Source organism: Bdellovibrio sp. CKG001, assembly GCF_055397465.1.
Window position 1 is genome coordinate 2,002,401 of record NZ_AP029173.1, and the last position, 23,549, is coordinate 2,025,949.

A 23,549-nucleotide genomic window follows, 5' to 3' on the forward strand; every position below is an offset into this window, starting at 1 on the left:
AAGACTCCAGGCACTTATTGATGTGGGCCTCTTGCGCAGCAATTGACGCTGCGTAGACCCAAATAAGCACCTGGAACCTTTAGGCTTTAACGAGTGTACCCAACAAAGACTTCCACTTTTGCGCGGGAGCCTCTTAGGTTTTTGCTCACGATTTCCAGCTCGATTCTTTGCAGACGAATTGCGTATTGTCCGTGGACTCTGCGAGAGTAGGATGTCCCGCCGGAGAAATCCCCTTCAAGTTGCGACAGATTCACAAGAGCGCCCGAAGCGGTCTCTCCAGTTACGCGAGTTACGCGGACCTCACCATCATCAACGGCAAAACGCACTTCCTTGACGGCGCGAAGAGTGTCCAAGTTGATACTGAATCTCTGAGGGAAGCCTTTCGGAGCTGTGAACTCGCCGACACGCTCCCAAGAGCGCACTTCACCACGAACATAGTCATCAGACTGGTTCCCACCGTGCTGCGGAGGCTCCGGTGACCAAGGGCGTGACCGCCAACAAAACACCAGCTTAGAAAGACTGATTCAACAGGCTTCCGGCAAGAAAGGTCTTCATAATGACGACCGTCGCCTCCAGCACGCCATTGAACGCCTCAGGCAAACGGTAACAACGACGAAAGACTCAGAATCGCGATAGAGACTTCAGAATCTACAGAAGCATCCCCGCTTAAGCCCGGACGAAGAGCGGAAGTTTGACCAGGACCCGCGTGCCAACTGGCGAGTTTACTTCAAAACTCAAGATCCCGTCCATCTGCCGCACGAAGTCCCGGGTGAATTTCAGACCCACACCGAAGCCATCTTCCGAGGACACCGATTCACCCGAATCCGACAGCCGAGCCAGCAGATCCGAAGATATTCCCGCCCCTTCATCCTGAATCATCAGAACCGCAAAAGCCCCCTCTGTCCGGGCGGCAATCAGAACCTGAGCCTTGTCGGGACTGAACTTGATGGCATTGGACAACAAATTGCGAACGATCGCATCCACCACGCGCGCCGAACCCCAAAGCCAAACCTCCTGCTCAGGCAACTGAACGCCCAGATCCACATTTCGCTGCAACATCTGCGGCACCAGATGACGAACAACGGCTTTGATTCGAGCCCCCAGCTCGACTCCGCCTTTGCTCTCCTCCTCGAAACTCCAGGTCAGGATATTTCGCAAAAGCTCCAGTGAAACCTCGTGGGCTTCATGCACTTTGCCTAAAGAAGACTGCGATCTCCCGGCCTCGTCTCCCGAAATCTGGCGGACCGCATCTTTAAGAAGCATCTGCGTCCCTACCAACGCCCCGGTCAGATCATGTGCCAGAACCGTTTGAACTCGTTTATTAAAACGGTGCATCCTCAGAATCTCTTCATTCAGTTCACGCAGCACCTTGTTGCTTTCCTCCAACTCAGTTACGTCGTTCAATTGCAGAATATGCGCGCGGTTTTCGCCGTGCTGCGATTCCAAGGTGTGTTTTAAAACCTGATAACTGAAGCCCTCAGACTGGTACTTTCCGTCACTTGCCAGAATTTCCGCCAACACTGGAATTTCTTGCGCCGGGCGCCCCCGCCAGCGCTTCTGCAGGCCCAGGATTTTTTCGGCCGCCATGTTGCTACCCCAGTACTCACTGCGTGTGTTCAGAATCACAACCGGCCCCGGCAGGCCCTCAAAAACTCTTTGCTGCGCCAAGGAAGTGATTTCAAAAACATCAACACGAGTTGCCGCATAGTGAATGGCAAGAATAAAGGGCCACAAACCCATTACTTTTAATTGCCGCCACGGCATATCCGGCGAAGCCAGCAAAATGCCAGCCTCCAAAACCAGGGGCCAAAGACTTACCGCCACCAACGCCGTTGCATACCGGCGGCGAGCCCCACGCAAAACAATGGCCGCATAGGCCGCGATGGAAAAGGCAAGAACAATACATAAAGCACTATAAACAAAAGTGGCGCGAATCAGGGGGCCACGGGTAAACCCCACCAATCCTTGAAAGGCCGGAAGCTCATGAAAATCACTGTAAAACAGCGGAGCCACACCCGGGACCCCCATCAGGCCTGCGGCATTGGCCCCGATAACAAGGACGGGGAACAAAAATATCCAACGCCACCAGCGGCGAAACTTTGCGGAGAGTTCGGAAAAGAACAAGGCTGCAACCAGCAAGAGCCACGCCGGAAACATCAATGGCAAAGCTAACATCCGAAAATGGGTCATGAAAATTTTAAACTGCATATCATCGACCGCCATCGTGCTGATCAATGAAAACGCCCACATGGCATAACCCACTTCGATCACAAAAACCAGCCGATGCAGATAGGAACGACGATAGGACCAAGTCCTCGCCGCATACAAGGTGCTTACAAGAAAGCTGATCGCCGTCGAAAGGTAGATTAAAATCAAAGACATCTAAAAATTGTCCCTGCTCCTTGGACCAAGAGCAACGTCTCTTTGCGCACAGCGCCGACTTGCCTTTTTAGCAGAAGCCGACAAGGATGCTAAGCATGTCAAAACAGGAACCACCTAAAGAGAACGGCCTTTTAAATATTATCTTCAACATCGTACTGCCTGTCTTGATTTTAAATAAATTAAGCAAATTCATTGGTCCATTCTGGGCCCTGATCCTGGCGCTGGCATTCCCTTTGGGCTATGGGGCCTATGACCTTATTAAAAGGAAGAAGTTCAACGCCTTTTCGGCCCTGGGATTACTGAATGTCCTTCTCACCGGAGGTTTGGCTCTGCTGGGACTTAACGGCTTCTGGTTTGCGGTCAAAGAGGCGGCATTCCCCGCTCTGGTGGGCCTCTTTGTGATGGGCTCTGCCTTTACCAAAAAACCCTTCATTGAAACTCTGTTCCTGAATCCGGCTCTGATGAAAGTGGACCTTCTGGAAGAGCGCCTAAAGGCCAACGGCAAACAGAAAGACTTCCATGATCACATGAAAAAGGCCACCATCTGGCTGTCTCTTTCATTTGCTTTCAGTGCCGTATGCAACTTTGTTTTGGCGCGCAAAATCTTTACTGAAATTGATCCAACTCTAACCACGGATGCACAATCTACACTTTTGAATGAGCAGATTGCGCAGATGACCACATGGTCGATGGCCATCATCATGGTTCCCTCCATGCTCTTTCTGCTGGGAATTTTCTGGTACCTGATGAGAGGCATCAAGCAGCACTCGGGCCTCAGCACCGAAGAGCTGCTAAAGGAAAGTTAGAAGTCCGTGCCGCCTTCAAAAGGCGGTGGTGGCGGAGGAGGTGGCGGGAAATCCCCGTCTCCACCAAAGCCACCCCCAAAGTCGTCGCCAAACGGAGGCGGTGGTGGAGGTGGTGGAATATCGCCACCAAAATCGTCAACATTAGGCGCTGGCACGTAGCCCCCATCCCCGCCGAAATCATCAAAGGTGGGCGGTGGTGGGAAAGAACTTCCCCCTCCATAAGAAGATGAAGACGATCCTGACGAACTGGAGCTTCCCGGGGTGACCCGGCCATATTTGGGCTTTGCCCCGTACATGGCGCGCTTGCGGTAATCATATCGAGGGCGATCCTCCAGAAGACCCAACTCCTGAGCCTCCGTAGGAAGATTTTCCCCCCGCGTGACAATCCTTTGTTTGCTCTTTTGCTCGATGTATCTCAGACGCTCTTGCTCATAAGCGTCATCAAACTTTTTCTTAGCAACCGCATCAGCCTTGGCCTCGGGGCCCTCGTCAGAGATGGTTTCAGCTTTCTTGGTCCTCTTATATTCGGCCAAAGCGCGGTCCTTTTGATTTTCCCACTGCTCTTCCTCTTCCAAATAGGCTCTTTCACCCTGTTGGCGGGCCTTTTCAAAGCGTTCTTGAGAGTTATGATGCTGAGCAAAACCTTTAAGACGTGTTTCTTCAGCACTCTCGCCAAAGGCGGCGGAGCTTAAAAGGAGCAAAACCAAAATAAAGGTCTGACGAGCTGAAGAGTTCATTCCTTCTGCCAGTCTATCAGGCTCCCCGCTTTTTTTTGAGCAAACAAAAAAGATGCTCGACCTTTGGCTAAATCATGAATAACGTACACCTTTGTCTCTAAGGAGTACTATGGACGCATTGCAGAGCATCGGGGTTTTCGCAGCACAGACATTTCTGATTCTATTTGCCATTTTGGCAGTGATTCTGGTGATTGCTTTGATTGCCGCCAAAGCCAGCCATAAATCCGAAATCCAAATCGAACTTCTGCACAAGCGCTATAAAAACTTCCGCCACATGCTGAAGGCTCACACGGTCACCAAGTCCGAACGTAAAGAGCTGAAAAAAAAGCTGAAGGAAGAACGCAAAGCCCATGAATCCAAGTCCAGTGACGGCGACAAAAAGATCTTCGTGATCGATTTCGAAGGCGACATCAAAGCCTCTGCCGTTGAAAACCTGCGTGAAGAGGTCACTGCGGTTCTGACCCTGGCAACGCCTCAAGATGAAGTGGTCGTGCGCGTGGAAAGCCCCGGCGGCGTGGTGCACGGCTATGGCCTGGCCGCATCCCAGCTTCTGCGCATTCGTGAAAAGAACATTCCATTAACAGTTTGTGTGGATAAAGTGGCTGCCAGCGGCGGCTACCTGATGTCGGTCACTGCCAACAAGATCCTGTGCGCGCCGTTTGCGATTGTGGGCTCTATTGGTGTTGTGGCTCAGCTTCCAAACCTGCATCGCCTGCTGAAAAAACATGATGTCGACTATAAAGAATACACCGCCGGCGAATTCAAGAGAACTGTCAGCCTTTTGGGCGAAATCACTGAAAAGGGTGAAGAAAAGTTCAAACAACAACTGGAAGACACCCACGCTTTGTTCAAAAGCTTTGTCAGCCGCTTCCGCCCTCAACTGAACCTTTCTGAAGTGGCCACCGGAGAATACTGGTACGGCGAACAGGCCCTGGGTAAAGGCTTGGTGGATGAAATCCGCACCAGCGATGATTACCTTTTGGGTCTTGCAGACAAGCATCAGGTAGTTAAAGTAAAATTTGAACACCACCAAAGCCTGAGCGATAAATTGTCCGGCGTTCTGGGTCGCGCCTTGCGCAAAGGCGCCTTGTCGGCAATTGAAGAACTTGAAGCCAGACGCTTTCTTTAAGAGGACTTAAGCAATGTCAATTCAACCATTACTTGAAGTAAAAAGCCTCGAAACAACCTTTTCCACCAAGGCCGGTCCTGTTCGCGCTGTGAATAATGTCAGCTACGAAATCCATAAAGGACAGACTTTGGGGATCGTGGGCGAATCCGGATGCGGCAAATCGGTCACCTCTTATTCTTTGATGCGTTTGATCGAACACCCCGGCCGCGTCACCGGAGGCCAGGTCCTCCTGAATGGACGCGACATCCTGAAAATCTCTGAAGCTGATATGGAAGAGGTTCGTGGCGGCGAAATGGCCATGATCTTCCAAGAACCTATGACAGCCTTGAATCCTGTTCTAACCATCGGTTTCCAGATGGACGAGCAGATCATGAAGCATAAAAAGTGTGGGCCCAAGGAATCCAAAGAACGCGCCATTGAAATGCTTCGCCTGGTGGGCATTCCCTCCCCGGAAGAACGTTACAACTCCTACCCTCACCAACTCTCTGGAGGGATGAGACAGCGGGCCATGATCGCCATGGCTCTATCTTGTGATCCAACCTTCCTGATTGCGGACGAACCAACAACAGCTTTGGACGTAACGATTCAAGCTCAGATTCTGGAACTGATTCAGAATCTGCAGGAAAAACTGAATATGACAGTTCAGTTTATCACCCACGACCTGGGTGTGATCTCTGAGATCTCTGATCGCGTGATGGTGATGTACGGAGGACAGACTTGCGAACAGGCTGACACTTCCGAATTGTTCTTAAATCCCAGCCACCCTTACACCGCAGCCCTGATTGCGTCCCGCCCGAAATTTGGTGAACGTGTTCAGCGCCTGATGACCATTGAAGGCAGCGTTCCGGCGCCATTTGAATTGCCTAAGGGTTGCCCGTTTGTGAATCGCTGTTCACGTGTGAAAAGTGAATGCGCTGGCACCAAACCGCCTTTGGTTGAAATCAGACCAGGTCACAAAGTGGCTTGCTTTAATCCTCTTTAATATTGGGAATTCGAACGATGGATAATATCATTCTTGAAGCCAGAAATATTAAGAAGCACTTCCCGATCAAAAAAGGTCTTTTACTGCGCGAAGTGGCCAGTGTTAAGGCCGTGGACGACGTTTCCTTGGTCGTTCACAAAGGGGAAACTCTGGGGCTGGTGGGTGAATCCGGCTGTGGCAAATCCACCCTGGGCCGCACCCTGATTCGCCTTTACGAACCCACTGCCGGTGAAATCAACTTTGATGGACAGGATTTCCTGAAACTCAAGGGTGAGGACCTGCGCAAAAAACGCAAAAACATGCAGATGATCTTCCAGGACCCTTATGCTTCCTTGGATCCACGCATGACCGTTGGGCAGATCATCCGTCAACCGATGGATATTCACAATGTCGGAAGTTCAGCTGAACGTGATCAGCGCGTTCTGGAGCTGATCGAACTGGTGGGCTTGCGCAAAGCCCATGTGAATCGTTACCCGCATGAATTTTCCGGTGGTCAACGTCAGCGCATCAGTATTGCGCGCGCCATTGCGCTGAATCCTGAACTGATTATCTGTGACGAACCTGTCAGCGCCCTGGACGTGTCTATCCAGGCTCAGATTCTGAACCTGCTGAAGGATCTTCAGGAAAAGCTCAAACTGACCTATGTCTTTATCTCTCACGACCTTTCTGTGATCGAGCACACCTGTGACCGTATCGCCGTGATGTATCTTGGTAAGATCGTTGAGATCGCCAGCCGTGATGAGCTGTTTAAGAACCCACAGCATCCTTACACTCAGGCTTTGATCGGCGCCATCCCGCGCGTGGGTCAGGGCAAAAAGAAAATGAAGAAGTCTTTGGGGGGCGAGGTTCCAAGCCCGATCAATCCTCCTTCAGGATGCACCTTCCATCCGCGTTGTCCTTATAAGATGGACATCTGCTCGCAGAAAACACCGGTCCTGGAAGGAACTGGAAGCCATAAAAAATCCTGCTGGCTGGAAAAAGCCCCGCAGATTTAGTTTTTTTGTTTTTAATGTTTTTCATCAACAAGGAGAAAGTATGTTGAAGAAATTTGCCAAAGGACTGTCTGTAGCAGCGGGCTTGGCCCTCAGCTCTCAGGCTGTTGCAGCTCCGACAAATGCTGAACTAAAAATCGGTATTTCTCAGGAATTTGAAACAATGAATCCTCTGATCATGAGCATGTCAGCTTCCGCTTACATGTACCGCATGGTGGGCCGCTCTCTGGTGGTTTTAACTCCGGAAGGTAAATGGGTCACTCAGCTAGCCAAAGAAATCCCCTCTTTGGAAAAAGGCACTGCGAAGATCATCGAAGAAGGTGGCAAAAAGAAGATCGTTGCCAACTGGGAAATCATTGAGAGTGCAAAATGGGGCGACGGCAAACCTGTGATCTGCCAGGACTTCATCACCTCCCACACCATCGCGACCAGCCCAACTGTCAGCGTGGGTGAAAAAGAACAATGGACTCAAGTTGAAAAAATCGACATTGATCCGAAGAACCCAAAGAAATGTACTTTCAAATATGAAAAAGCCAAATGGGACTTCTTCACATTGGCTCAGTTCTTCCCGGTTCCCACTCACTTGGAAAAACCTGTCTTTGACAAGTATTCCAAGCAAAAAGAAGGTTACGAGAAGAACTCCAACTATGTTCGCAATCCGACCAATCCGGGCCTTTACAACGGTCCTTATGTGATCAGCGACGTCAAGTTGGGCTCTCACGTGGCCTTTGCCCCGAACCCGAACTTCTATGGCAAACAGCCAAACATCAAAAAAGTGATCGTGAAGCTGATCCCGAACACCGGCACCATGGAAGCCAATCTGCGTTCCGGCACGATTGACATGATTTCCACTTTGGGTCTGGATCTGGACCAAGCCCTGGCCTTTGACAAAAAAGCCAAAGCGGAAAAACTGCCATTCGATACTCACTTTGTGCCGTCTGTGACTTATGAGCACATCGACCTTCGTTTGGACAATCCCATCCTGAAAGATGTGAACGTTCGTAAGGCGTTGTTGTATTCCATCAATCGTGAGGACCTTGTGAAGGCTCTGTTTGAAAACAAACAGCAAGTGGCTTTGCACAATGTTTCCCCGAAAGATCCATGGTTCACGGCTGATCCAAAAATCATCACTGTGTACCGTTATTCCAAACGTGAAGCAGGAAAATTGCTGGACGCTGCTGGTTGGAAAATGGGCAAAGATGGCTACCGTTATAAAGACGGCAAAAAGCTTTCCATCGTTTTCCAAACAACTGCGGGCAACAAAACTCGTGAGTTGGTTCAGGTTTACCTGCAGAACCAATGGAAACAAGCGGGTATCGAAGTTCTGATCAAGAACGAACCAGCACGCGTGTTCTTCGGCGACACGATGTCTAAGAGAAAATTTGAAGGCATGGCATTGTTTGCCTGGGTTTCCTCCCCGGAAAACAGCCCACGTTCTACAGTTTACTCTAAGGCCATCCCGAACAACAGCAATGGCTGGTCCGGACAGAACTATCACGGTTGGACAAATGCCACTGTGGATAAAAACCTTGAGGCCCTGGATCTTGAGTTCAACGCGAAAAAACGTGCGGACCTGGTTCACGAGATCCTGAAACTGTACACAGCGGAAGTGCCTGTGTTGCCTCTTTACTACCGTTCAGACATCTCTGTAACTCCTAAGAATCTTAAGAATTACAAAATGGCCGGACACCAGTTCTACGAAACGAACAATATCGAAGACTGGAACTTGAACTAGATCCTGGCTTTCTGGAGGACCCTGTTATGACGACATTTATCACCCGCCGCATTTTGCAGACACTCGCTGTGATAGTGATCCTATCCTATGTGTGTTTCTATCTGATGAGCTTGATGCCCGGTGACCCGGTGGACATGATGGTGGCCTCCAACCCCAAGATCACGGCTGAGGACGTGGCCCGCTTGAAATCCCTTTATGGTTTGGATCAACCCGTTTACAAGCGTTATGCGAGCTGGATGGGTTCCATTCTTCAGGGAGATCTGGGCTACAGCCGTACCTATCGTGTTCCCGTTCAGGAACTGATGGGGCCTCGTCTGTGGAATACATTCCTGCTTTCTGCCATCTCACTGATTCTGTCCATCGCCATTGCTGTCCCACTGGGGGTTCTTTCTGCTCTGAAACCAGGAAGCAAAACCGACTACGTGGTCAATCTTTTCTCTTTCGGAGGAATCTCGATTCCGTCCTTCTGGCTGGCGATTGTTTTAATTATTCTTTTTGCCGTGAAGTTCCCTATTCTTCCTGCGGGGGGAACTCAAACTATTGGCGCTGAAAACATGGGTTTCTGGGCGGATCTTAAAGACCGCTCCATTTACCTGATCCTGCCTGTTCTTAGCTTATCGATTCAACAGATCGGACGTTTTTCCCGTTTCACGCGTTCCACGATGCTCGAAGCCATGCGCAATGACTTTATTCGCACCGCACGAGCTAAAGGGCTTTCGCGCTCAACAGTGATCTGGCAGCACGGCTTCCGCAATGCTCTGATCCCTTTGATCACGATTCTAGCCTTGAGCTTCTCAGGCCTGTTCTCTGGGGCTATCTTGACAGAAACCGTCTTTGCTTACCAAGGGGTCGGCAAGCTGGTTTATGACTCCATTATCGGTAATGACTATAATGTGGCGATGATTTCATTTGTGATCTCGGTAAGCATGGTTTTGTTGATGAATCTGGTTGCTGACATCCTTTACGGTTTTGCGGATCCACGCATCTCTTACCAATAGGATCTGTTGTATATGAGCGAAATGACGATGAACGAAGTTGATATCGAAACCAATCAGTTGTCTTCCAAAGATCGGGCCGAGCTGGAAAAAGCCCAGCCGATGTGGAAAATGGTCCTGACGCAGTTCATGGACCACAAACTGGCTGTGGCAGGCGCGGTGATCATCACTGTGTTTATGCTGATTGCCATCTTTGCCGGAACCATCCAAAGCATCACTGACATTGATCCGGATGCCCAAAACGTGGGGAATCGTTATCTGGCTCCATTCACCACAGCCCAGGTCGGTCAGGATGTGCGTGAAACAGAGATCGAGAAATTCATCACTGAAAATCCCGAAGTGGCCGATGCTGTTCAAAAGGCATTGGTTGAAAAAGAAATCGTCGCGGTGGCTGAGGCCGATGCGATCTATGAGCTGGGTGCCAAAGAAACCAAAGAGGCCATTGCGGCCCTGCAGTCCCTGTCTTTGAAAGAGGCCGCTGGACTTGTGTCTTTATTTAAAACCTTTGAAACCTTCCACCTGTTCGGCACCGATGAATTGGGACGTGATGTCTTTATCCGTCTGGTCTATGGCACTCGCGTGTCCATGGGCGTGGGTGTCCTGGTGGCTATTGCTTCGGCTTTGATCGGTCTTTTGATCGGCAGTATTGCCGGATTCTATGGTGGCCTCGTAGATACTGTTTTGATGCGTGTGACAGATGCCCTTTTGTCTCTGCCCCACATTCCGGTTCTGATCGTGATTGCAGCTATCGACATGTCCAAGATCCCGTGGCTGAAGGCCATTATCAGTACTTCGAACGAAAGCATCTTTAAGATGATCATCATCTTGTGTTTGTTCTCGTGGATGTCCGTGGCTCGCCTGGTGCGTGGAAGCATCTTATCTATTCGCGAACGTGAGTTCGTTTTGGCGGCCCGCACTTTGGGTGCCAAGGACAGCACTATTATTGTGCGCCACATGTTCCCGAACGTGATTGCGCCGATGTTGGTGGCCATCACCCTTGGAGTTGGTGAATCCATTTTATTTGAGGCGGCATTAAGCTTCCTGGGTCTGGGAATCATGCCACCAACCCCAAGCTGGGGGAACATGCTGAACAACGCGCAGGAACTGATTTATCAAGCTCCGTTCCTGGCAATTCTTCCGGGTCTTTTGATCTTCCTGACCACCGTCAGCTTCAACTATCTGGGGGATGGTTTGCAGGATGCTATTGATCCAAAGGCGATCCGCCGCTAAGACTTTTCTCAGGGACCGTGGTCCACGGTCCCTTGGCTCTTCTTTGATAAAACTCCTCTAAAATTTTCCTGTTCGCCTTCAAGGTTTCAGGGTCCAACCAGGACTCAATGGCAGCCTGATATCCGCGGGTGCTGGCCAGACTCTGCAAAACCTCATCCGCTTTTAAAACCACGTTTCGCCCCCATTCATTCTTCGTGCATGCCAGATAGAATGTCACAGCCGGATGGGATTCCTTGATATTCTTCATCAGCAGCGGTTTTTGTTGGTAATTTCTTTCATTGAAAGCACTCACCACCGCCTCATATTCAATGCTGTAATCATAGCGACGTTTTTTTATCATACGCAGGATTGGCACATACCCCTCGGGAGTCGGTTCTATAAAAATTGACGAAGATTCCGCCGCTTTTTTCAAAATTGAATCTATCTGTTCGCCATAAGATCTGTTTTTTACAAACACACCTTTCCACTTTTTGTTGTTCAGTATCTCCTGCAAAGAGGGTTCATTGGGAAGCTCGTTTAACAGATCTGCCCGCGCCGTCAGAATCACGTAGCTGTGAGGCACCTGATAAGACAAAGCTGTGAAATACGCCCATTTTTCGCGTTCAGGCGTTTTCAAGGCCACGCCAGAGCAGACGTTCTTATTTCTTTTCCATAGCTCCAGCGTGCGGGGCATGTCTGCATACAAATCCACGAACTGATAGTTCACCATGCGTTCCGCCAGAATCTTTTTTAGCCGGTCTGCACGCCCTGATTCCTTGTTGGGACCTTTGAGAATAAAGAAGGGTTCCCAATCCGTAACCGCCCAGGGAATTGCCACACGCATGTCCCCTTTAAGCGCAGATGTCTGAGCCCAGAGGAACTCGACAAAACAGCCTAATACTAGAAGAAGAACAATGACACTCTTCACATCAACACCCTGACAATAGGTTACTCCTGCGCCCTTCACCCCCCAGCATGTAATTTACCAAGCCGAGGTCTTGGACCTGCCGACAAAAGACTGTTCAACGGTGTAAAAAACACAAGGACTCCTGAACCAAACCCGATTAGGTGGGGCTCAGAGGCGGCATGGATCTTGTTATAAGGAAACTTGTTAAAATGGGGTTGATATGAAAACGATATTATCTTTCTTCGCCACAATCTTCTTTTCTTTATCTGCACTGCCACAGTCCTCTGCAGAGCTGACTTGTCGTGCTCAAGCCAAAGAGATCGCATTGCAGACCTATTCATCCTGTATCACCGAAGCACGTAACAGCCAGGTCGATGAAATCCGAAAAAATTATCAAAAGGAACTGGCTGACCTGAAGGCCAAGTACGACCAAGAGCTAAAGAAAATGGGCTCCGTCGGTCCTAAAAAAGCCCAGACCGCCCCTGCTGCAAAGGTGCAAAAGGCCCCCGTGGCTGCCAAAGGTATCGCCAAACAACTTCCTGGCAAGGCTCCTGTAGCCTCTGACGACGCTATGCCGGTCCAGACGGTCTCTGAAGGAACCAAGGTGGTTGCTGTCGGTACTGAGGAAAGCTCTGATGCCCTGGAAAAAGAGGCCGCGGATGCAGATCAGGTCGAAATAATCGAAATGCCAGTGGAATAACCCTAGACAGGCATTGATTTTCCTCCCGGACAGGTCTAAAAAGTGTACACTTTAAGACATTCGGGAGGACCCCCATGGGTGAGTTTAGCCTTACACACATTCTTCTTCTTGCTGTTATCTTTTTGATCTTCTTCGGCCCAAGCCGCCTGCCTCAATTGGGTCAGTCTATGGGTAAAGCCATCCGTGGCTTCAAACAAGGTCTGAACGAAATCGACGTGGACGCTAAAGATATCCATGACAACCAGCAAGTGTCCCACCAAAACAAACAAAATGTGGGTCAGACACAAAAACAAAACGAAACACATAATTCTTAATTGAACTTTGGTGCTCGTCTTTAAAGCCTTCAAGGTGCTAAGCTTTTACTTAGAACCATGAAGGCTTTTTTGTTTTATTCCCGTTACAGTCTTTCTTATCTGATGGCCCTGGGCTGTCTGCTGGGCGCAAGCCTTGGTGGCGCTTGGACCTATCTCGGTGTCGTTCTTCTGTTTGTCCTTCATCCCGTGATAGACAACTGGCAAGGCCCTGAGACACAGACCCCGGAACTTCGCCCGCCCTCCAAATGGGCCGACGCTCTGCTGGTGTCAGCACTCCCCTTCATGTGCCTTTTTCTTTTTGTCGGCGTCATTCATTCGATGAAAGCTTCCACTTTCGAACTGATCGGACTGATTCTTTCTTTTGGCGCCTACAGCGGTGTGCTGGGCATCAACACCGCTCATGAACTGATTCACCGGCGTGAACAACAAATGCGCGGCCTGGGTGTCGGGCTTTTGGTTTTATCCAACTTCGGGCACTACGCCATCGAACACGTCTTTGGCCATCATAAGAATGTCGCCACCCCTTTGGATCCCGCATCGGCACGCAGGAATGAATGGATCTACAGTTATCATCTGCGCTCTTTCTTCGGAGGCCTGGCAGGTTCTTTTGCTTTTGAGTTTCGTCGCCTGCGCAACAAAGGATGGGGGCACGTCCCCAAACACCGGGTTTTCTGGTACCTGCTGCTGCAGACACTGGTGACCGTGGCCGTGTATGCGTTGTACGGAAAAATGGCCCTGATCTTCTGGATGGGACAAAGCCTTGTGGGAATTCTGTTGTTGCAAACAGCCGACTATATCGAACATTACGGCTTACAGCGAGCCCTGCGGGACAACGGCATGTATGAAGGGCTCAAGGCTCATCATTCGTGGGACAGCTATCACCGCTGGACAAATTACAGCCTGATCAATCTGGGCTATCACTCCCATCATCATCTGAAGGCCACCTTGCCCTTCCCGGAGTTGCAACAACAACCCCAGGCTCCACGACTGCCCTATGGATATTCCGCCATGGCTTTACTGGCCTTTGTCCCGCCTGCATTTTTTAAAGTGATGAATCCACGCTTACCACAGAATCAGAAATAACACTGATCGCACCCGCCTGCAGATACTTCCGAACCTCGTCGGGATCATTCACGGTCCACAGGGCCACCGGCACCTGACGTTTTTTCCAGCGTGTGACCGCGTCCGGTTTTACATAGTTGTGATCCAGATGAAGAGCATGAACACCAATATAAGGGGCCAGCCACATCTGGCGCAGATAAATCTTGTTTTCCGGATCATCTTCACCCGTGGCCAGCAGCGCCCGGGGCACTGTGGGCAGCAGACGTTTCATCCTCCACAAAGCAAGTGGATTGAAGCTGGAAAAAAGAACTCGCGACTCACACCCATGCTTGCGCACCAGCGCAGCCACTGCCTCTTCCAGCGGACCTTGCCAGACAGAGTTGGATTTCAGCTCGATATTGATAAAACGAGGCACTTGCGACGAGGTCAACACCTCTTCCAGAGTGCAAACTTGCGCCCAGACTTTCAAGTGTTCAACAGTGGAATCGGACACACGGTCTGTCCGCTGCTTTCCCAATCGCCGCAGATCCGCATCGTGAAACACTACAGGGATTGCCTCGGCAGAAAGGCGCACATCGAGTTCAAACATTTCAAAACCCTGGGCTTTGGCAGCTTCAAAGGCAGATAAAGTATTTTCCTGCGCGCCGTCTTGCCAGTATCCACGATGAGCCTGCACCGGCGGAGGTCGCAAAGCTGTCTCAGGCCAGGGCACAGCCTTCCACGTCCAATGGCGATACAAAAAAAATCCCAGCAAAAAAAACGTCAGTATCAGTGCCGTCATTTTTCTTCCACAAACACGGGCTGTTCACGATTTCCCTGAATCTGCCAATGCCGGCGAATCTTTCCTTCTTTGACCGTCACTGTCCCCTTCAACTCGGCGTTGTCATCCCAGGCCCCCTCGGTCATCAAGCGGCCCGCTTTGCCGACGTGCCCCTGGAACTGCTTCCATGTAAGATGTTTGAAGTTATCAGACTGCATGACACCACTGACGGACTGCAAAGACAGGTCGCCGGACTTCCACCAAGAATTCAACGTCACCTGTTTTAAAACCTGCGCTGTCGGCGACTGTGGCCCCACTTTCATGGATTGAATCTGCGTATTCAGAAGGACTTCGTTGCGGACCCAGTCGAAGTTGGCTTTGGTTTTTCCAAGACTGACGCCCTCCACATCCATCGAGTGCAGACGCACAAGTCCTTTCAGGGCCTGAATCTTTCCATCTTTCAGGCGCAAGTCCCCGTCCATACTGAGAAGGCCAATGCTTCCCCCGTGAGTCATCAACTTCTGCACCGGTGGTGCCAACGACAACTCATCAATATGGGATTTCACTTCAAGCTCTTTAAAATCCCGATCCGCACGGAAGCGAACATCACCGACAAAGACACCGCCTCTTGGTTCCACACGTTTGATCTGGAAAGTCCATAGGTCCTTTTCCAAAGTCACGTCACCTGTCATGGTCTCGATCACCTGCAGTTCACGCTGACCTTTGTTGGAAAAGACAAACTCCAGACCCGTATGTTCACCCGTCATGCGCATTTTCTGGTCCGACACGATTTCAGCCCGACCGGCAAAAGTCCCAAGACTTCCCAGAATGCCCGTTTCTTTCGGACGATTCAGCAACACCAGCAGTTTTTCAACATCCAATTTCTTAATATCAATACGAATGGGATCGTACTGCAAAGGCTCCAGCGAGGAGATGTTGATGCGCTCGACATACATTTCTCCGAGGTCGCCCTCCATTTTCAGGTCCCGGACCTCCAGTGGAGATGTGCGGATTTGATCCAGGGGTGCGGAGAATCGCGCCTTCGTGGAAAGCCACACCTGGCGACCATTAAGATCCTTAGAGGCCAGATCATACTTCTGCAAAATGGCCAGAATCTGACTCAGGGGAATATGCTTCAGATCTGTTTCCATCGCCAGCAACTGATCCCCCAGGTTGTAATTGGCGATCACACTGTAATGCCCTTCGCGCCAGTTGCCGAAGAAATGCGCCTGCACCGCCGCTTCCGGGGACTCTTTGTACTGCAAATACAAGTTTGCGTGGGAAAGATAATCCCCGACCTGACGGTCCTTCAAAAGATGACTTTTTGCGGTTACTTCGATGACCTTCGGTTCAAAGGACTTCACCTTCACAGCGAAATTCATCAGTTCCGTGGAGTATTGGGGATGTTTTTCCGAAGAAATACGCAAGGTGCGAATGAACACACCACGAATGTCATTGCGATATTTTTTACTTTGTTCGGACGGCGACAGTGTCACGGCCGGGCGCGGAGCTGGAGCCAGCTTCACCTTTTCTGATTCCTCAGGAGCACAATTTGTGGGATCTGAGCGCAGGGTCAGTGCCATGGTATTGGCCTCCACCGTGCGCACCGGCGCTCCGCCACGAAGCAGACTGACAAATGAAAGCGGCAAACGAAGCTCGTCAATTTCCATCACCGGGGAACCCCAGCAGGTTTCAGTGGCTTCCATTTTCACATTGGAGATGATCACGGCAAAGCGCGGAAGGATTCCGTTACTTAAACTCAAGGAAGCCGAGGAAAAACTGACTTTGACGTCTTTGTGAATATGGCTGGCCGCTTTTTCAATGCGAGCAGCAATCCGCGACGGCGACAACAGGGACTTGGTCGTGTAACCCAGAAAAAAAGCCAGGATCAAACCAGTCAGTAGAATGGTCATTCCCGGCTGTTCAGCAATAAGATGTCGATCGGATAAACGTCTGCGCGAGTCCATGTCTCATTCTCACAGAGAAGGACATGGACCGACAAGAGATTACTTGTATTCGAAGGAGATGATTTCGAATTCTTTATCGCCCTTAGGGCTTTGCACGGTCACAGTGTCACCGTCTTTTTTGCCGATCAAAGCACGCGCCAAAGGAGACAAGATGGAGATCATGCCCTTTTTAACGTCCGCTTCGTCAACGCCCACGATCTGGTAAGAGAACTCTTCCTCAGTTTCGGTATCAACGATCTTAACAAAAGCCCCAAAGACAATGCGATCTGCCTTGATGGCGGAGGTGTCGATTACATCAGCGCCGGCCAGTTTGCCTTGAATTTCAGCAATACGACCTTCAATCATCGCCTGGCGTTCTTTTGCAGACTCGTATTCTGCGTTCTCAGAAATATCCCCTTGAGCACGAGCTTCTTCGATAGCCAAGATCACAGAGGGTCTTTCTTCCAACAACAGCTTCTTAAGCTCAGCATCTAGCAAAGCTTTTCCGCGGATAGTCATAGGAAGTTTATCAGGTGTACCATTAGCCATTTCAGCTCCAGTGTTAGAAGGACACATGTTGTACCGGATTCTTGGGCTCTTTTCAATGTATCTATGACGCTTAGCAGTGTCGCGGCTTCTCGGGTACCCTTTTCGGATGCGGGGCATTACAATGAGTCTATGGGTGCCAAGAAAAAAAACGAAATCATCTGCCGATGCAACAATGTCAGCCGCGAGACCATTGAGCAGGCTATCCGCAATGGCGCTACGACTCTGAACGATATTTTTGATACCACTTCGGCCGGGGTGGGTCCCTGTGGCGGATCCTGCCGCAGAAAACTGGGGCCCCTCCTGGAACACTTCCTAAAGACCGGCACCTTCCCCGAAAAAATCGTTGAGGATCTGACAGGCAAAGCGCCTCTGCCCAAGAAAGACGAATAAGTTTTAAGCTGTTTTTTTGCCCAGACGGAAATCGATGATCTTTTGCACTTCCGGACGGCACGTTCCGCAATTGGTGCTGGCATTGGTCTGACGACTGACCACTTCGGTGGTGTGAGCCCCGGCGATGACAGCTTGGTCCACCGTGTGCGCCGCCACAGATCGACAGTGACACAATTCCTCGTCCTGATACGGAAACACCCATTCTCCACGCAGTTTCAAAATCATTTCCCGCAATAGCAGACTGGAGTGGTCCCGCCCTTCAGGCAACGGCCACTTTTTAAGATCCGCACCGAAGTGCTTTCTCATTGTCTGCATCATATCCATAAACTGCGAGCAACCCATGATTGAAACCTTCTCCACGGCACCGGGAGCCTGGGGGTCTTCCCCCTGACATTCCACTTCGATAAAATCCCGTCCGTCCAACTCAACTTTGATCTTCATATAAACACATATGATATAGTATTGGACCCGGCCCCCCAAGACCAGTTATGCAGGTACACAAGTACACACCTTGGTCTTGTCGCCAACGCCCGAAACTGGGACACTACCCTGAAGACAAAGGATTTCCCCCATGCACAACACACGAGTCGAGCTTCTTCCCATTTTTGACGACAACTACATTTTTGTGCTCATCAATGAAGATCTGCAGTCGGCCGTCGTGGTGGATCCCGGTGAAAGCTCCTCCGCAGAGAATTTCTTATTAAAACACGATCTGACTCTGGCGGGCATTCTTCTGACTCATCATCACGCTGACCATATCGGTGGCGTTCATGCCCTGAAAACACGCTTCCCTTGTCCCGTCTATGCACCCGTGAAAAACAAAACCCAGATTCCCTTTGCCGATCATTATCTGCGGGAAGGCGATATCGTCACCCTGCCGCCGTTTTCCTTCCAGGTCCTGGAGCTTCCCGGCCACACACTGGGGCACATTGCTTACTGGAACTCAGAACACAAGTGGTTGTTTTCAGGTGATGTGATTTTCGGTCTGGGCTGCGGCCGACTTTTTGAGGGAAGTTATGAAGAAGCCTTTCACAGTCTGCAAAGAATCAAGGCCCTTCCGCCTGAGAGCCTGATTTACTGCTCCCATGAATACACGCAAAGCAATCTGCAGTTCTGCCGAAGTCTCTCTGCAGATAACAACAGCCCGCTATCAGGAAAGGCAATGCCCCTGGAAGCCTATGCCACTGAGCTGCACAACAAACGCAGCCACCAACTTCCCAGCGTGCCCCTGAAGCTTGGCATCGAAGTCACAGCCAATCCTTTTCTGCTGGCCCGGGACGTGGCGCAGTTCCGTTATTTAAGGGATCTGCGCAATCGATTCTAAGATACTAAAGGTGATTGTTAAAGCCCTCTGAGGCAATGAACTTGCGACGGAAGGCGAAGATATTCTCCACATCCTTACGAACAAAGCGACTGGCCATCAGCCAGCCCAGGTATCCCATCGGCAAACGGTAGCGCACCCGATCCACCATCAGAGTTCCCCCACAGAAAGGCCGGAACTCGTGCGTATGATGCCAAAGTCGATAGGGGCCTTTAAGCTGATTGTCGACGAACTTAAACGGCGGTTGCCACTCATCGATCTCGGTCTTCCATTTGGCCGGCACGCCATGAATTTTCAGACGATAATCGATATGTGTCCCCTGGCCAATTTCCGGGGTCGACATTCCTTCAATTTCAAAATTCAATGTCGGTGGAGTGATCTTCTCCAGATTGTGTGCCTCTTTGAAAAACGGGAAAAGTTTTTCCGGAGGCAGAGGCACAAACTGCTCGGCCACAAAGACCTCCTCACCTTGCTTGAACGGGGCGCATATTTCCCCCAAAGCCTCGGCCAGATTTTCGTACTGAAACTTATAACCCCACTCCCGAGCCTTGTCGGCACATCCTCGGCTCGAAGACACCAGCACCTGGGCCATCTCGCCAAAAAGAAGATTCAGTGCGAACATCGGGACCGCCGGCCCCAGACGAGCCCCCACCGCGTGCGCCAGCGCTTGGGAAAAATCACGATTGGTCACTGGGAACGGAGCCACACCATTCATCGGTCCGTGCGCCTGAGGGTTTTCCAAAGCCAACAAGAACAGTCCCACAATGTCCTTGATGTGAATCCAACTCATCCACTGCTCGCCCGAGCCCAGAACGCCGCCCACCCCGCTACGGAAGGGGAAAAGCATCTGATCCAGAGCCCCACCCTGACGCGCTAAAACCACTCCGGTACGAATGAAGACCGTGCGACCAGGAGCCCGGGCCGCGGCAGCCTCCCATTCTTTGCAAAGCTTGGCCAGGAAATCCTGACCTGCCACTCCGTCCTCAGTCAGCACTTCAGATCCACTGTCACCATAAAAGCCAATCGCTGATCCCGAAACAAACACCTTCAGTGTCTTCGGCAAAGACTGCACCAGATTTTTCGTGGCAGTGACCCGGGACTCATAGATCTTTTTCTTTTTTTCCTCTGTCCAGCGACTGCCGGCGATGGATTCACCCATCAGATTAATCACGGCCTCCATCTGCTCCAGACGGGCGTCCTGCAAAGGTGCGTGACTCAAATCCCCCTCAAGGACCTCACAGGGAAAAGGCAAAAGCTCTTTGGCTTTCTGCGCACTCCGACTCACGACAAAAAGTTCATGTCCTTTTTCAGCCAGAATCTTTCCCAGCTCTCGACCAATAAGTCCAGTGGCTCCAGTGATAAGAATGCGCATAACTTCCCCTATTTTTTCAATACTTGAGTGAAAGCCTGCAGGCAGCGCCCACGAGCTTCGTTGTGATCCACCATCGGTTCAGGATACTGGGCAGTTCCCCATTCAGGAACCCACTTCTTCACATACTCGCCTTTTGGATCAAACTTGTCCAGTTGGGCGGAAGGATTGAAGATTCGGAAGTAAGGAGCCGCATCACAGCCCGAACCCGCCGCCCACTGCCAGTTACCATTGTTGGCAGCCAGATCATAATCCAAAAGTTTTTTGGCAAAGTATCTTTCGCCTTCACGCCAGTGAATCAGCAGATGTTTGCACAGAAAACTTGCCACCACCATCCGCACCCGGTTGTGCATGTAGCCCGTGGCATTGAGTTCTCGCATACCCGCATCCACCAGAGGATAACCGGTTTGACCGTCACACCAGCGCTGGAAATCCTTGGGGGCCCGGCGCCAGGCAATCTTGTCATACTCCGGACGGAAGCTGTGTGTTTCCACCTGGGGATAGTGCCATAGAATCTGCATAAAGAAATCACGCCAGATCAACTCACTCAACCAAACGTCGGAGTGCTTTTGTCCTTCGCGAGCCAGCTCACGCACGCTGACGGTTCCGAAACGCAAATGTAACCCCAGGTGCGAAGTCCCTTTGCTGTTGGCCGGAAAGTCCCGTTCCTTGGCATAGGATTTCAGCATTTTTGTAGAAAGCTCCAACGACGGGAATTCAATCTTGGTTCTAACAAAGCCCAGTTCCTGCAAGGCAATCATCGGCTCGCCCTTACGAACCTTCAAGAAGCTGCTTTCATAAAGTTCATTGGGATAGGACTTCAGATAAAAGCCATTCAGCTTCTTAAGGACTTTGTTCTTATAAGGAGTGTACACCGTGTAGGGCTTCCCGCTGTCGGTCAGAATCTCGTCCTTTTCAAACAGGGTCTGATCTTTGAATGTTTTAAATTCAATCTTTTGCTCTCGCGCCCAGGCTGCGACCTTCTCATCGCGCTTGCGCGCGGCAGGTTCATAGTCGTGATTGGCGTAGATGGCCTTGATCGAGTGCTCTGCGGCTAACGCCCGCAACACCTCTAATGGACTGCCATGGCGCACTAGCAAATCCGAAGTTTTTTTCTGCAGCTGCATCTTAAGATCTGACACGGTGTCATAAATGAAAGTCACACGCGGGTCCGCCGCATCGTCGAGCTTACTGAGGATCTCAGTGTCAAAGATAAACAGAGGCAATACGTCCTGCTGTTCTTTCAGGGCATGATAAAGACCCGCATTGTCATCAAGACGAAGATCCCGGCGAAACCAAAACAATGTGATTTTTGACATAGGAATAAAAGTTTAACATTCCAGCGACTTAAGGTAAATTGACATCCTATGGACGACAAAAAGTCTGCCAAAAAACAAAATAAGCAGATCGAACGAATTAAGTCGTCTGTTTTCTCTCGCAGCCTCTCCTTGGCGAAACTCACGCTTCAGGCCGGGGCCTCTATTGCTCAGCACGGTGTGACCACCGCTCTGAAAAGTAAAGAAAGTAAAGAAGACAACTGGAAGCAGCTACTGCAGAATCAAGCCCTGAATATCAGTTCCGAACTGGGTGAACTCAAAGGCAGCCTGATGAAGGCCGGCCAGATGCTATCCATGTATGGTGAGCATTTTCTGCCACCGGAAGCCAATCAGCTTTTAAAGTCTCTGCAACATGACTCCCCGCCTCTTTCCTGGGAGGCCATTGAACCCAGCCTGAATAAACATCTTCCCCCGGAAAAACGAGACCTTTTAGAGATTGAAAAAGAAGCCTTGGCTTCCGCCTCCATGGGACAGGTCCACCGGGCTCGTATCAAGGCCACGGGTGAAAGTATTGTTCTGAAAATACAGTACCCCAATGTGGACCGGGCCATCGACAGTGACCTGCGCGCCATACGCACGCTGCTGGGCACCCTGAAGCTGCTCCCTAAGGACTTCAACATGGATCCAATCTTTGCTGAAGTTCGTGAAATGCTGATACAAGAGACAGACTACGAATTGGAAGCCCAACTGACCGAGCAGTTCTATGAACGCCTGGCCGGTGATACCCGCTATATCGTCCCCCGGGTTTTACGTGAATTTTCAGGTCCCAAGATTCTGGCCACTTCCTTTGAACGCGGCCTGCGCGCCGACGACACGTTAATTCAAAGCCTGCCACAAGAGCGCCGCAACCGACTGGCATTGAACTTTTTGGATCTCTACTTCAAAGAGGTTTTTGACTGGGGCGTGGTGCAGACAGACCCTCATGCCGGAAACTATCGCATCCGCATTGACCCCCAAGGCCGGGACCAATTGGTTCTTTTTGATTTCGGGGCGACCCGCGCCTATGACCTGGATTTCCTGACCCCTTACCGTCGTATGGTCAAAGGGTCTTTGTTAAACGAAAGAGATCTTTTCCTCCAGGCCGCCCGCGATCTGCGTTTTATTCGCGACAATGATGACCCCGAGCTCAAAAGGCTTTTTGAGGAATTCTGCTTTGAAACTGTCGAGCCCTTTATTGAATATTCGGACCCTCGCAACAGCGAAGGACAGATTGATGTGGATGGCACTTACGACTGGAAGAACACCACTTTGCCGCAAAGACTTTCCAAAAAAGTCTTTCAAATCATCCGGGGTTTCCATTTCCGCTCACCTCCACGCGAAATTATTTTTCTGGATCGTAAAACCGGCGGAGTTTTCATCTTTCTGGCGGTCTTACGAGCCAAGATTCGCGGCCGCGACCTGCTGTTAAAATATATTGAGAGGATACCTTAGCTTTATGAAAGCGCTCTTTCTGGCCTTTTTCCTTTTTGCGGCGGGCAGCCCGGCTCTGGCGAAAACCTCTGTTCCTGAATTTGAATTTAAGAAACTTCCAACGGTCAAACTCAACTCCCACGATATCTCGAGTTTGAAGGACCTTCACGGCAAGGTTGTGCTTGTGGACTTCTGGGCCTCATGGTGCAGTCCCTGTAAGGAAGCACTTCCCCACTACAGCAAGCTTTATGAAAAGTACAAAAGCAAAGGGCTGGTGGTTATTGGCATCAATGAAGACGATGACATCGCCGAGAGGGATGCTTTTTTAAAAGCCATGCCGGTTTCATTTCCACTTTTCTTTGACCAGGACAAATCGGCCGTTGCCGACTTTCAGGTCAAGGCCCTGCCCACGCTGTATGTCTTCAATAAAAAACTAAAGCCTGTGGCCATGCATCGGGGGTTTGATGCCAAGGACACACAGGCTTTGGAAAAACAGATTCAGGAACTTCTGAAATAA

24 protein-coding genes are annotated in these 23,549 nt (G+C 50.5%); 14 read left to right on the top strand and 10 right to left on the bottom strand.

Annotation, left to right across the window (positions count from 1 at the left end; all coding sequences use genetic code 11):
* Positions 1 to 86: 86 nt before the first annotated feature.
* On the bottom strand, positions 87 to 506 hold the full coding sequence (locus ACZ50P_RS09680; RefSeq protein ID WP_464116996.1) for a hypothetical protein: 420 nt from the start codon (positions 504 to 506) through the stop codon (positions 87 to 89).
* Positions 507 to 666: 160 nt separating this feature from the next.
* Positions 667 to 2,382, bottom strand: a complete 1,716-nt coding sequence (locus tag ACZ50P_RS09685; protein ID WP_464130827.1) for an ATP-binding protein — start codon at positions 2,380 to 2,382, stop codon at positions 667 to 669.
* Between the two features lie 95 nt (positions 2,383 to 2,477).
* Here ACZ50P_RS09685 and ACZ50P_RS09690 point away from each other — a divergent pair, with 95 nt between their 5' ends.
* Complete coding sequence (locus ACZ50P_RS09690) at positions 2,478 to 3,188, top strand: VC0807 family protein (RefSeq protein ID WP_464130828.1); 711 nt, start codon at positions 2,478 to 2,480, stop codon at positions 3,186 to 3,188.
* Here the strand turns inward: ACZ50P_RS09690 and ACZ50P_RS09695 are convergent.
* Complete coding sequence (locus ACZ50P_RS09695) at positions 3,185 to 3,925, bottom strand: hypothetical protein (RefSeq protein WP_464116999.1); 741 nt, start codon at positions 3,923 to 3,925, stop codon at positions 3,185 to 3,187. The genes ACZ50P_RS09690 and ACZ50P_RS09695 overlap by 4 nt on opposite strands.
* A 109-nt stretch (positions 3,926 to 4,034) precedes the next feature.
* Here ACZ50P_RS09695 and sohB point away from each other — a divergent pair, with 109 nt between their 5' ends.
* The 6 genes from sohB to ACZ50P_RS09725 are packed head-to-tail and all read left to right on the top strand — an operon-like array spanning position 4,035 to position 10,988.
* Positions 4,035 to 5,054, top strand: a complete 1,020-nt coding sequence (gene sohB, locus ACZ50P_RS09700; protein WP_464130829.1) for a protease SohB — start codon at positions 4,035 to 4,037, stop codon at positions 5,052 to 5,054.
* Between the two features lie 13 nt (positions 5,055 to 5,067).
* Positions 5,068 to 6,036, top strand: a complete 969-nt coding sequence (locus ACZ50P_RS09705) for an ABC transporter ATP-binding protein (protein WP_464130830.1) — start codon at positions 5,068 to 5,070, stop codon at positions 6,034 to 6,036.
* Positions 6,037 to 6,053: 17 nt separating this feature from the next.
* On the top strand, positions 6,054 to 7,031 hold the full coding sequence (locus tag ACZ50P_RS09710) for an ABC transporter ATP-binding protein (protein ID WP_464130832.1): 978 nt from the start codon (positions 6,054 to 6,056) through the stop codon (positions 7,029 to 7,031).
* A 40-nt stretch (positions 7,032 to 7,071) separates the two neighbouring features.
* Positions 7,072 to 8,763, top strand: coding sequence for a peptide ABC transporter substrate-binding protein (locus ACZ50P_RS09715; protein WP_464117003.1), 1,692 nt, complete (start codon positions 7,072 to 7,074; stop codon positions 8,761 to 8,763).
* A gap of 26 nt (positions 8,764 to 8,789) precedes the next feature.
* Positions 8,790 to 9,761, top strand: coding sequence for an ABC transporter permease (locus ACZ50P_RS09720; protein ID WP_464117004.1), 972 nt, complete (start codon positions 8,790 to 8,792; stop codon positions 9,759 to 9,761).
* Between the two features lie 12 nt (positions 9,762 to 9,773).
* Positions 9,774 to 10,988, top strand: a complete 1,215-nt coding sequence (locus tag ACZ50P_RS09725; RefSeq protein WP_464117005.1) for an ABC transporter permease — start codon at positions 9,774 to 9,776, stop codon at positions 10,986 to 10,988.
* Here ACZ50P_RS09725 and ACZ50P_RS09730 read toward each other — a convergent pair.
* Positions 10,960 to 11,895: a TIGR02285 family protein gene (locus tag ACZ50P_RS09730; RefSeq protein ID WP_464130833.1), complete on the bottom strand. Its 936-nt coding sequence runs from the start codon at positions 11,893 to 11,895 to the stop codon at positions 10,960 to 10,962. The two genes, ACZ50P_RS09725 and ACZ50P_RS09730, sit on opposite strands and share 29 nt — an antisense overlap.
* 199 nt (positions 11,896 to 12,094) lie before the next feature.
* Here ACZ50P_RS09730 and ACZ50P_RS09735 point away from each other — a divergent pair, with 199 nt between their 5' ends.
* The 3 genes from ACZ50P_RS09735 to ACZ50P_RS09745 all read left to right on the top strand — a co-directional run bounded on the left by ACZ50P_RS09735 (position 12,095) and on the right by ACZ50P_RS09745 (position 13,971).
* Positions 12,095 to 12,574 carry a hypothetical protein gene (locus ACZ50P_RS09735; RefSeq protein ID WP_464130834.1) on the top strand — a complete coding sequence of 160 codons (480 nt, stop codon included), beginning with the start codon at positions 12,095 to 12,097 and terminating at the stop codon, positions 12,572 to 12,574.
* 74 nt (positions 12,575 to 12,648) lie between these two features.
* Entirely contained in the window at positions 12,649 to 12,888 is a 240-nt protein-coding gene (locus ACZ50P_RS09740) for a Sec-independent protein translocase subunit TatA/TatB (protein WP_347356616.1), read from the top strand.
* Between the two features lie 69 nt (positions 12,889 to 12,957).
* Positions 12,958 to 13,971, top strand: a complete 1,014-nt coding sequence (locus tag ACZ50P_RS09745; RefSeq protein WP_464130836.1) for an alkane 1-monooxygenase — start codon at positions 12,958 to 12,960, stop codon at positions 13,969 to 13,971.
* Here the strand turns inward: ACZ50P_RS09745 and ACZ50P_RS09750 are convergent.
* The 3 genes from ACZ50P_RS09750 to greA are packed head-to-tail and all read right to left on the bottom strand — an operon-like array spanning position 13,931 to position 17,205.
* A complete protein-coding gene (locus tag ACZ50P_RS09750) occupies positions 13,931 to 14,731 on the bottom strand; it encodes a glycerophosphodiester phosphodiesterase (protein WP_464130837.1) in 801 nt (266 codons plus the stop codon). The two genes, ACZ50P_RS09745 and ACZ50P_RS09750, sit on opposite strands and share 41 nt — an antisense overlap.
* Entirely contained in the window at positions 14,728 to 16,677 is a 1,950-nt protein-coding gene (locus ACZ50P_RS09755; protein ID WP_464130838.1) for an AsmA family protein, read from the bottom strand. The genes ACZ50P_RS09750 and ACZ50P_RS09755 overlap by 4 nt, the downstream gene beginning before the upstream one ends.
* A gap of 39 nt (positions 16,678 to 16,716) precedes the next feature.
* Complete coding sequence (gene greA / locus ACZ50P_RS09760; RefSeq protein ID WP_464130840.1) at positions 16,717 to 17,205, bottom strand: transcription elongation factor GreA; 489 nt, start codon at positions 17,203 to 17,205, stop codon at positions 16,717 to 16,719.
* 129 nt (positions 17,206 to 17,334) lie between these two features.
* On the opposite strand from greA, the gene ACZ50P_RS09765 reads away from it, so the two are divergent.
* Positions 17,335 to 17,595 (top strand): (2Fe-2S)-binding protein, encoded by a 261-nt coding sequence (locus ACZ50P_RS09765; protein ID WP_464130841.1) that lies wholly within the window; start codon positions 17,335 to 17,337, stop codon positions 17,593 to 17,595.
* A gap of 3 nt (positions 17,596 to 17,598) precedes the next feature.
* Here the strand turns inward: ACZ50P_RS09765 and ACZ50P_RS09770 are convergent, their stop codons facing one another.
* On the bottom strand, positions 17,599 to 18,036 hold the full coding sequence (locus ACZ50P_RS09770; RefSeq protein WP_464130842.1) for a (2Fe-2S)-binding protein: 438 nt from the start codon (positions 18,034 to 18,036) through the stop codon (positions 17,599 to 17,601).
* A 130-nt stretch (positions 18,037 to 18,166) separates the two neighbouring features.
* Between ACZ50P_RS09770 and gloB the strand changes: the two genes are divergently transcribed.
* Positions 18,167 to 18,919, top strand: a complete 753-nt coding sequence (gene gloB, locus ACZ50P_RS09775) for a hydroxyacylglutathione hydrolase (RefSeq protein ID WP_464130844.1) — start codon at positions 18,167 to 18,169, stop codon at positions 18,917 to 18,919.
* Between the two features lie 4 nt (positions 18,920 to 18,923).
* Here the strand turns inward: gloB and ACZ50P_RS09780 are convergent, their stop codons facing one another.
* Together ACZ50P_RS09780 and ACZ50P_RS09785 are read right to left on the bottom strand one after the other, a co-directional pair.
* On the bottom strand, positions 18,924 to 20,288 hold the full coding sequence (locus ACZ50P_RS09780) for a TIGR01777 family oxidoreductase (RefSeq protein WP_464130845.1): 1,365 nt from the start codon (positions 20,286 to 20,288) through the stop codon (positions 18,924 to 18,926).
* Positions 20,289 to 20,296: 8 nt separating this feature from the next.
* Complete coding sequence (locus ACZ50P_RS09785) at positions 20,297 to 21,604, bottom strand: cryptochrome/photolyase family protein (RefSeq protein WP_464130846.1); 1,308 nt, start codon at positions 21,602 to 21,604, stop codon at positions 20,297 to 20,299.
* Positions 21,605 to 21,652: 48 nt separating this feature from the next.
* Here ACZ50P_RS09785 and ACZ50P_RS09790 point away from each other — a divergent pair, with 48 nt between their 5' ends.
* Together ACZ50P_RS09790 and ACZ50P_RS09795 are read left to right on the top strand one after the other, a co-directional pair.
* Positions 21,653 to 23,053: an ABC1 kinase family protein gene (locus tag ACZ50P_RS09790; RefSeq protein WP_464130848.1), complete on the top strand. Its 1,401-nt coding sequence runs from the start codon at positions 21,653 to 21,655 to the stop codon at positions 23,051 to 23,053.
* A 4-nt stretch (positions 23,054 to 23,057) separates the two neighbouring features.
* Entirely contained in the window at positions 23,058 to 23,549 is a 492-nt protein-coding gene (locus tag ACZ50P_RS09795) for a TlpA family protein disulfide reductase (RefSeq protein WP_464130850.1), read from the top strand.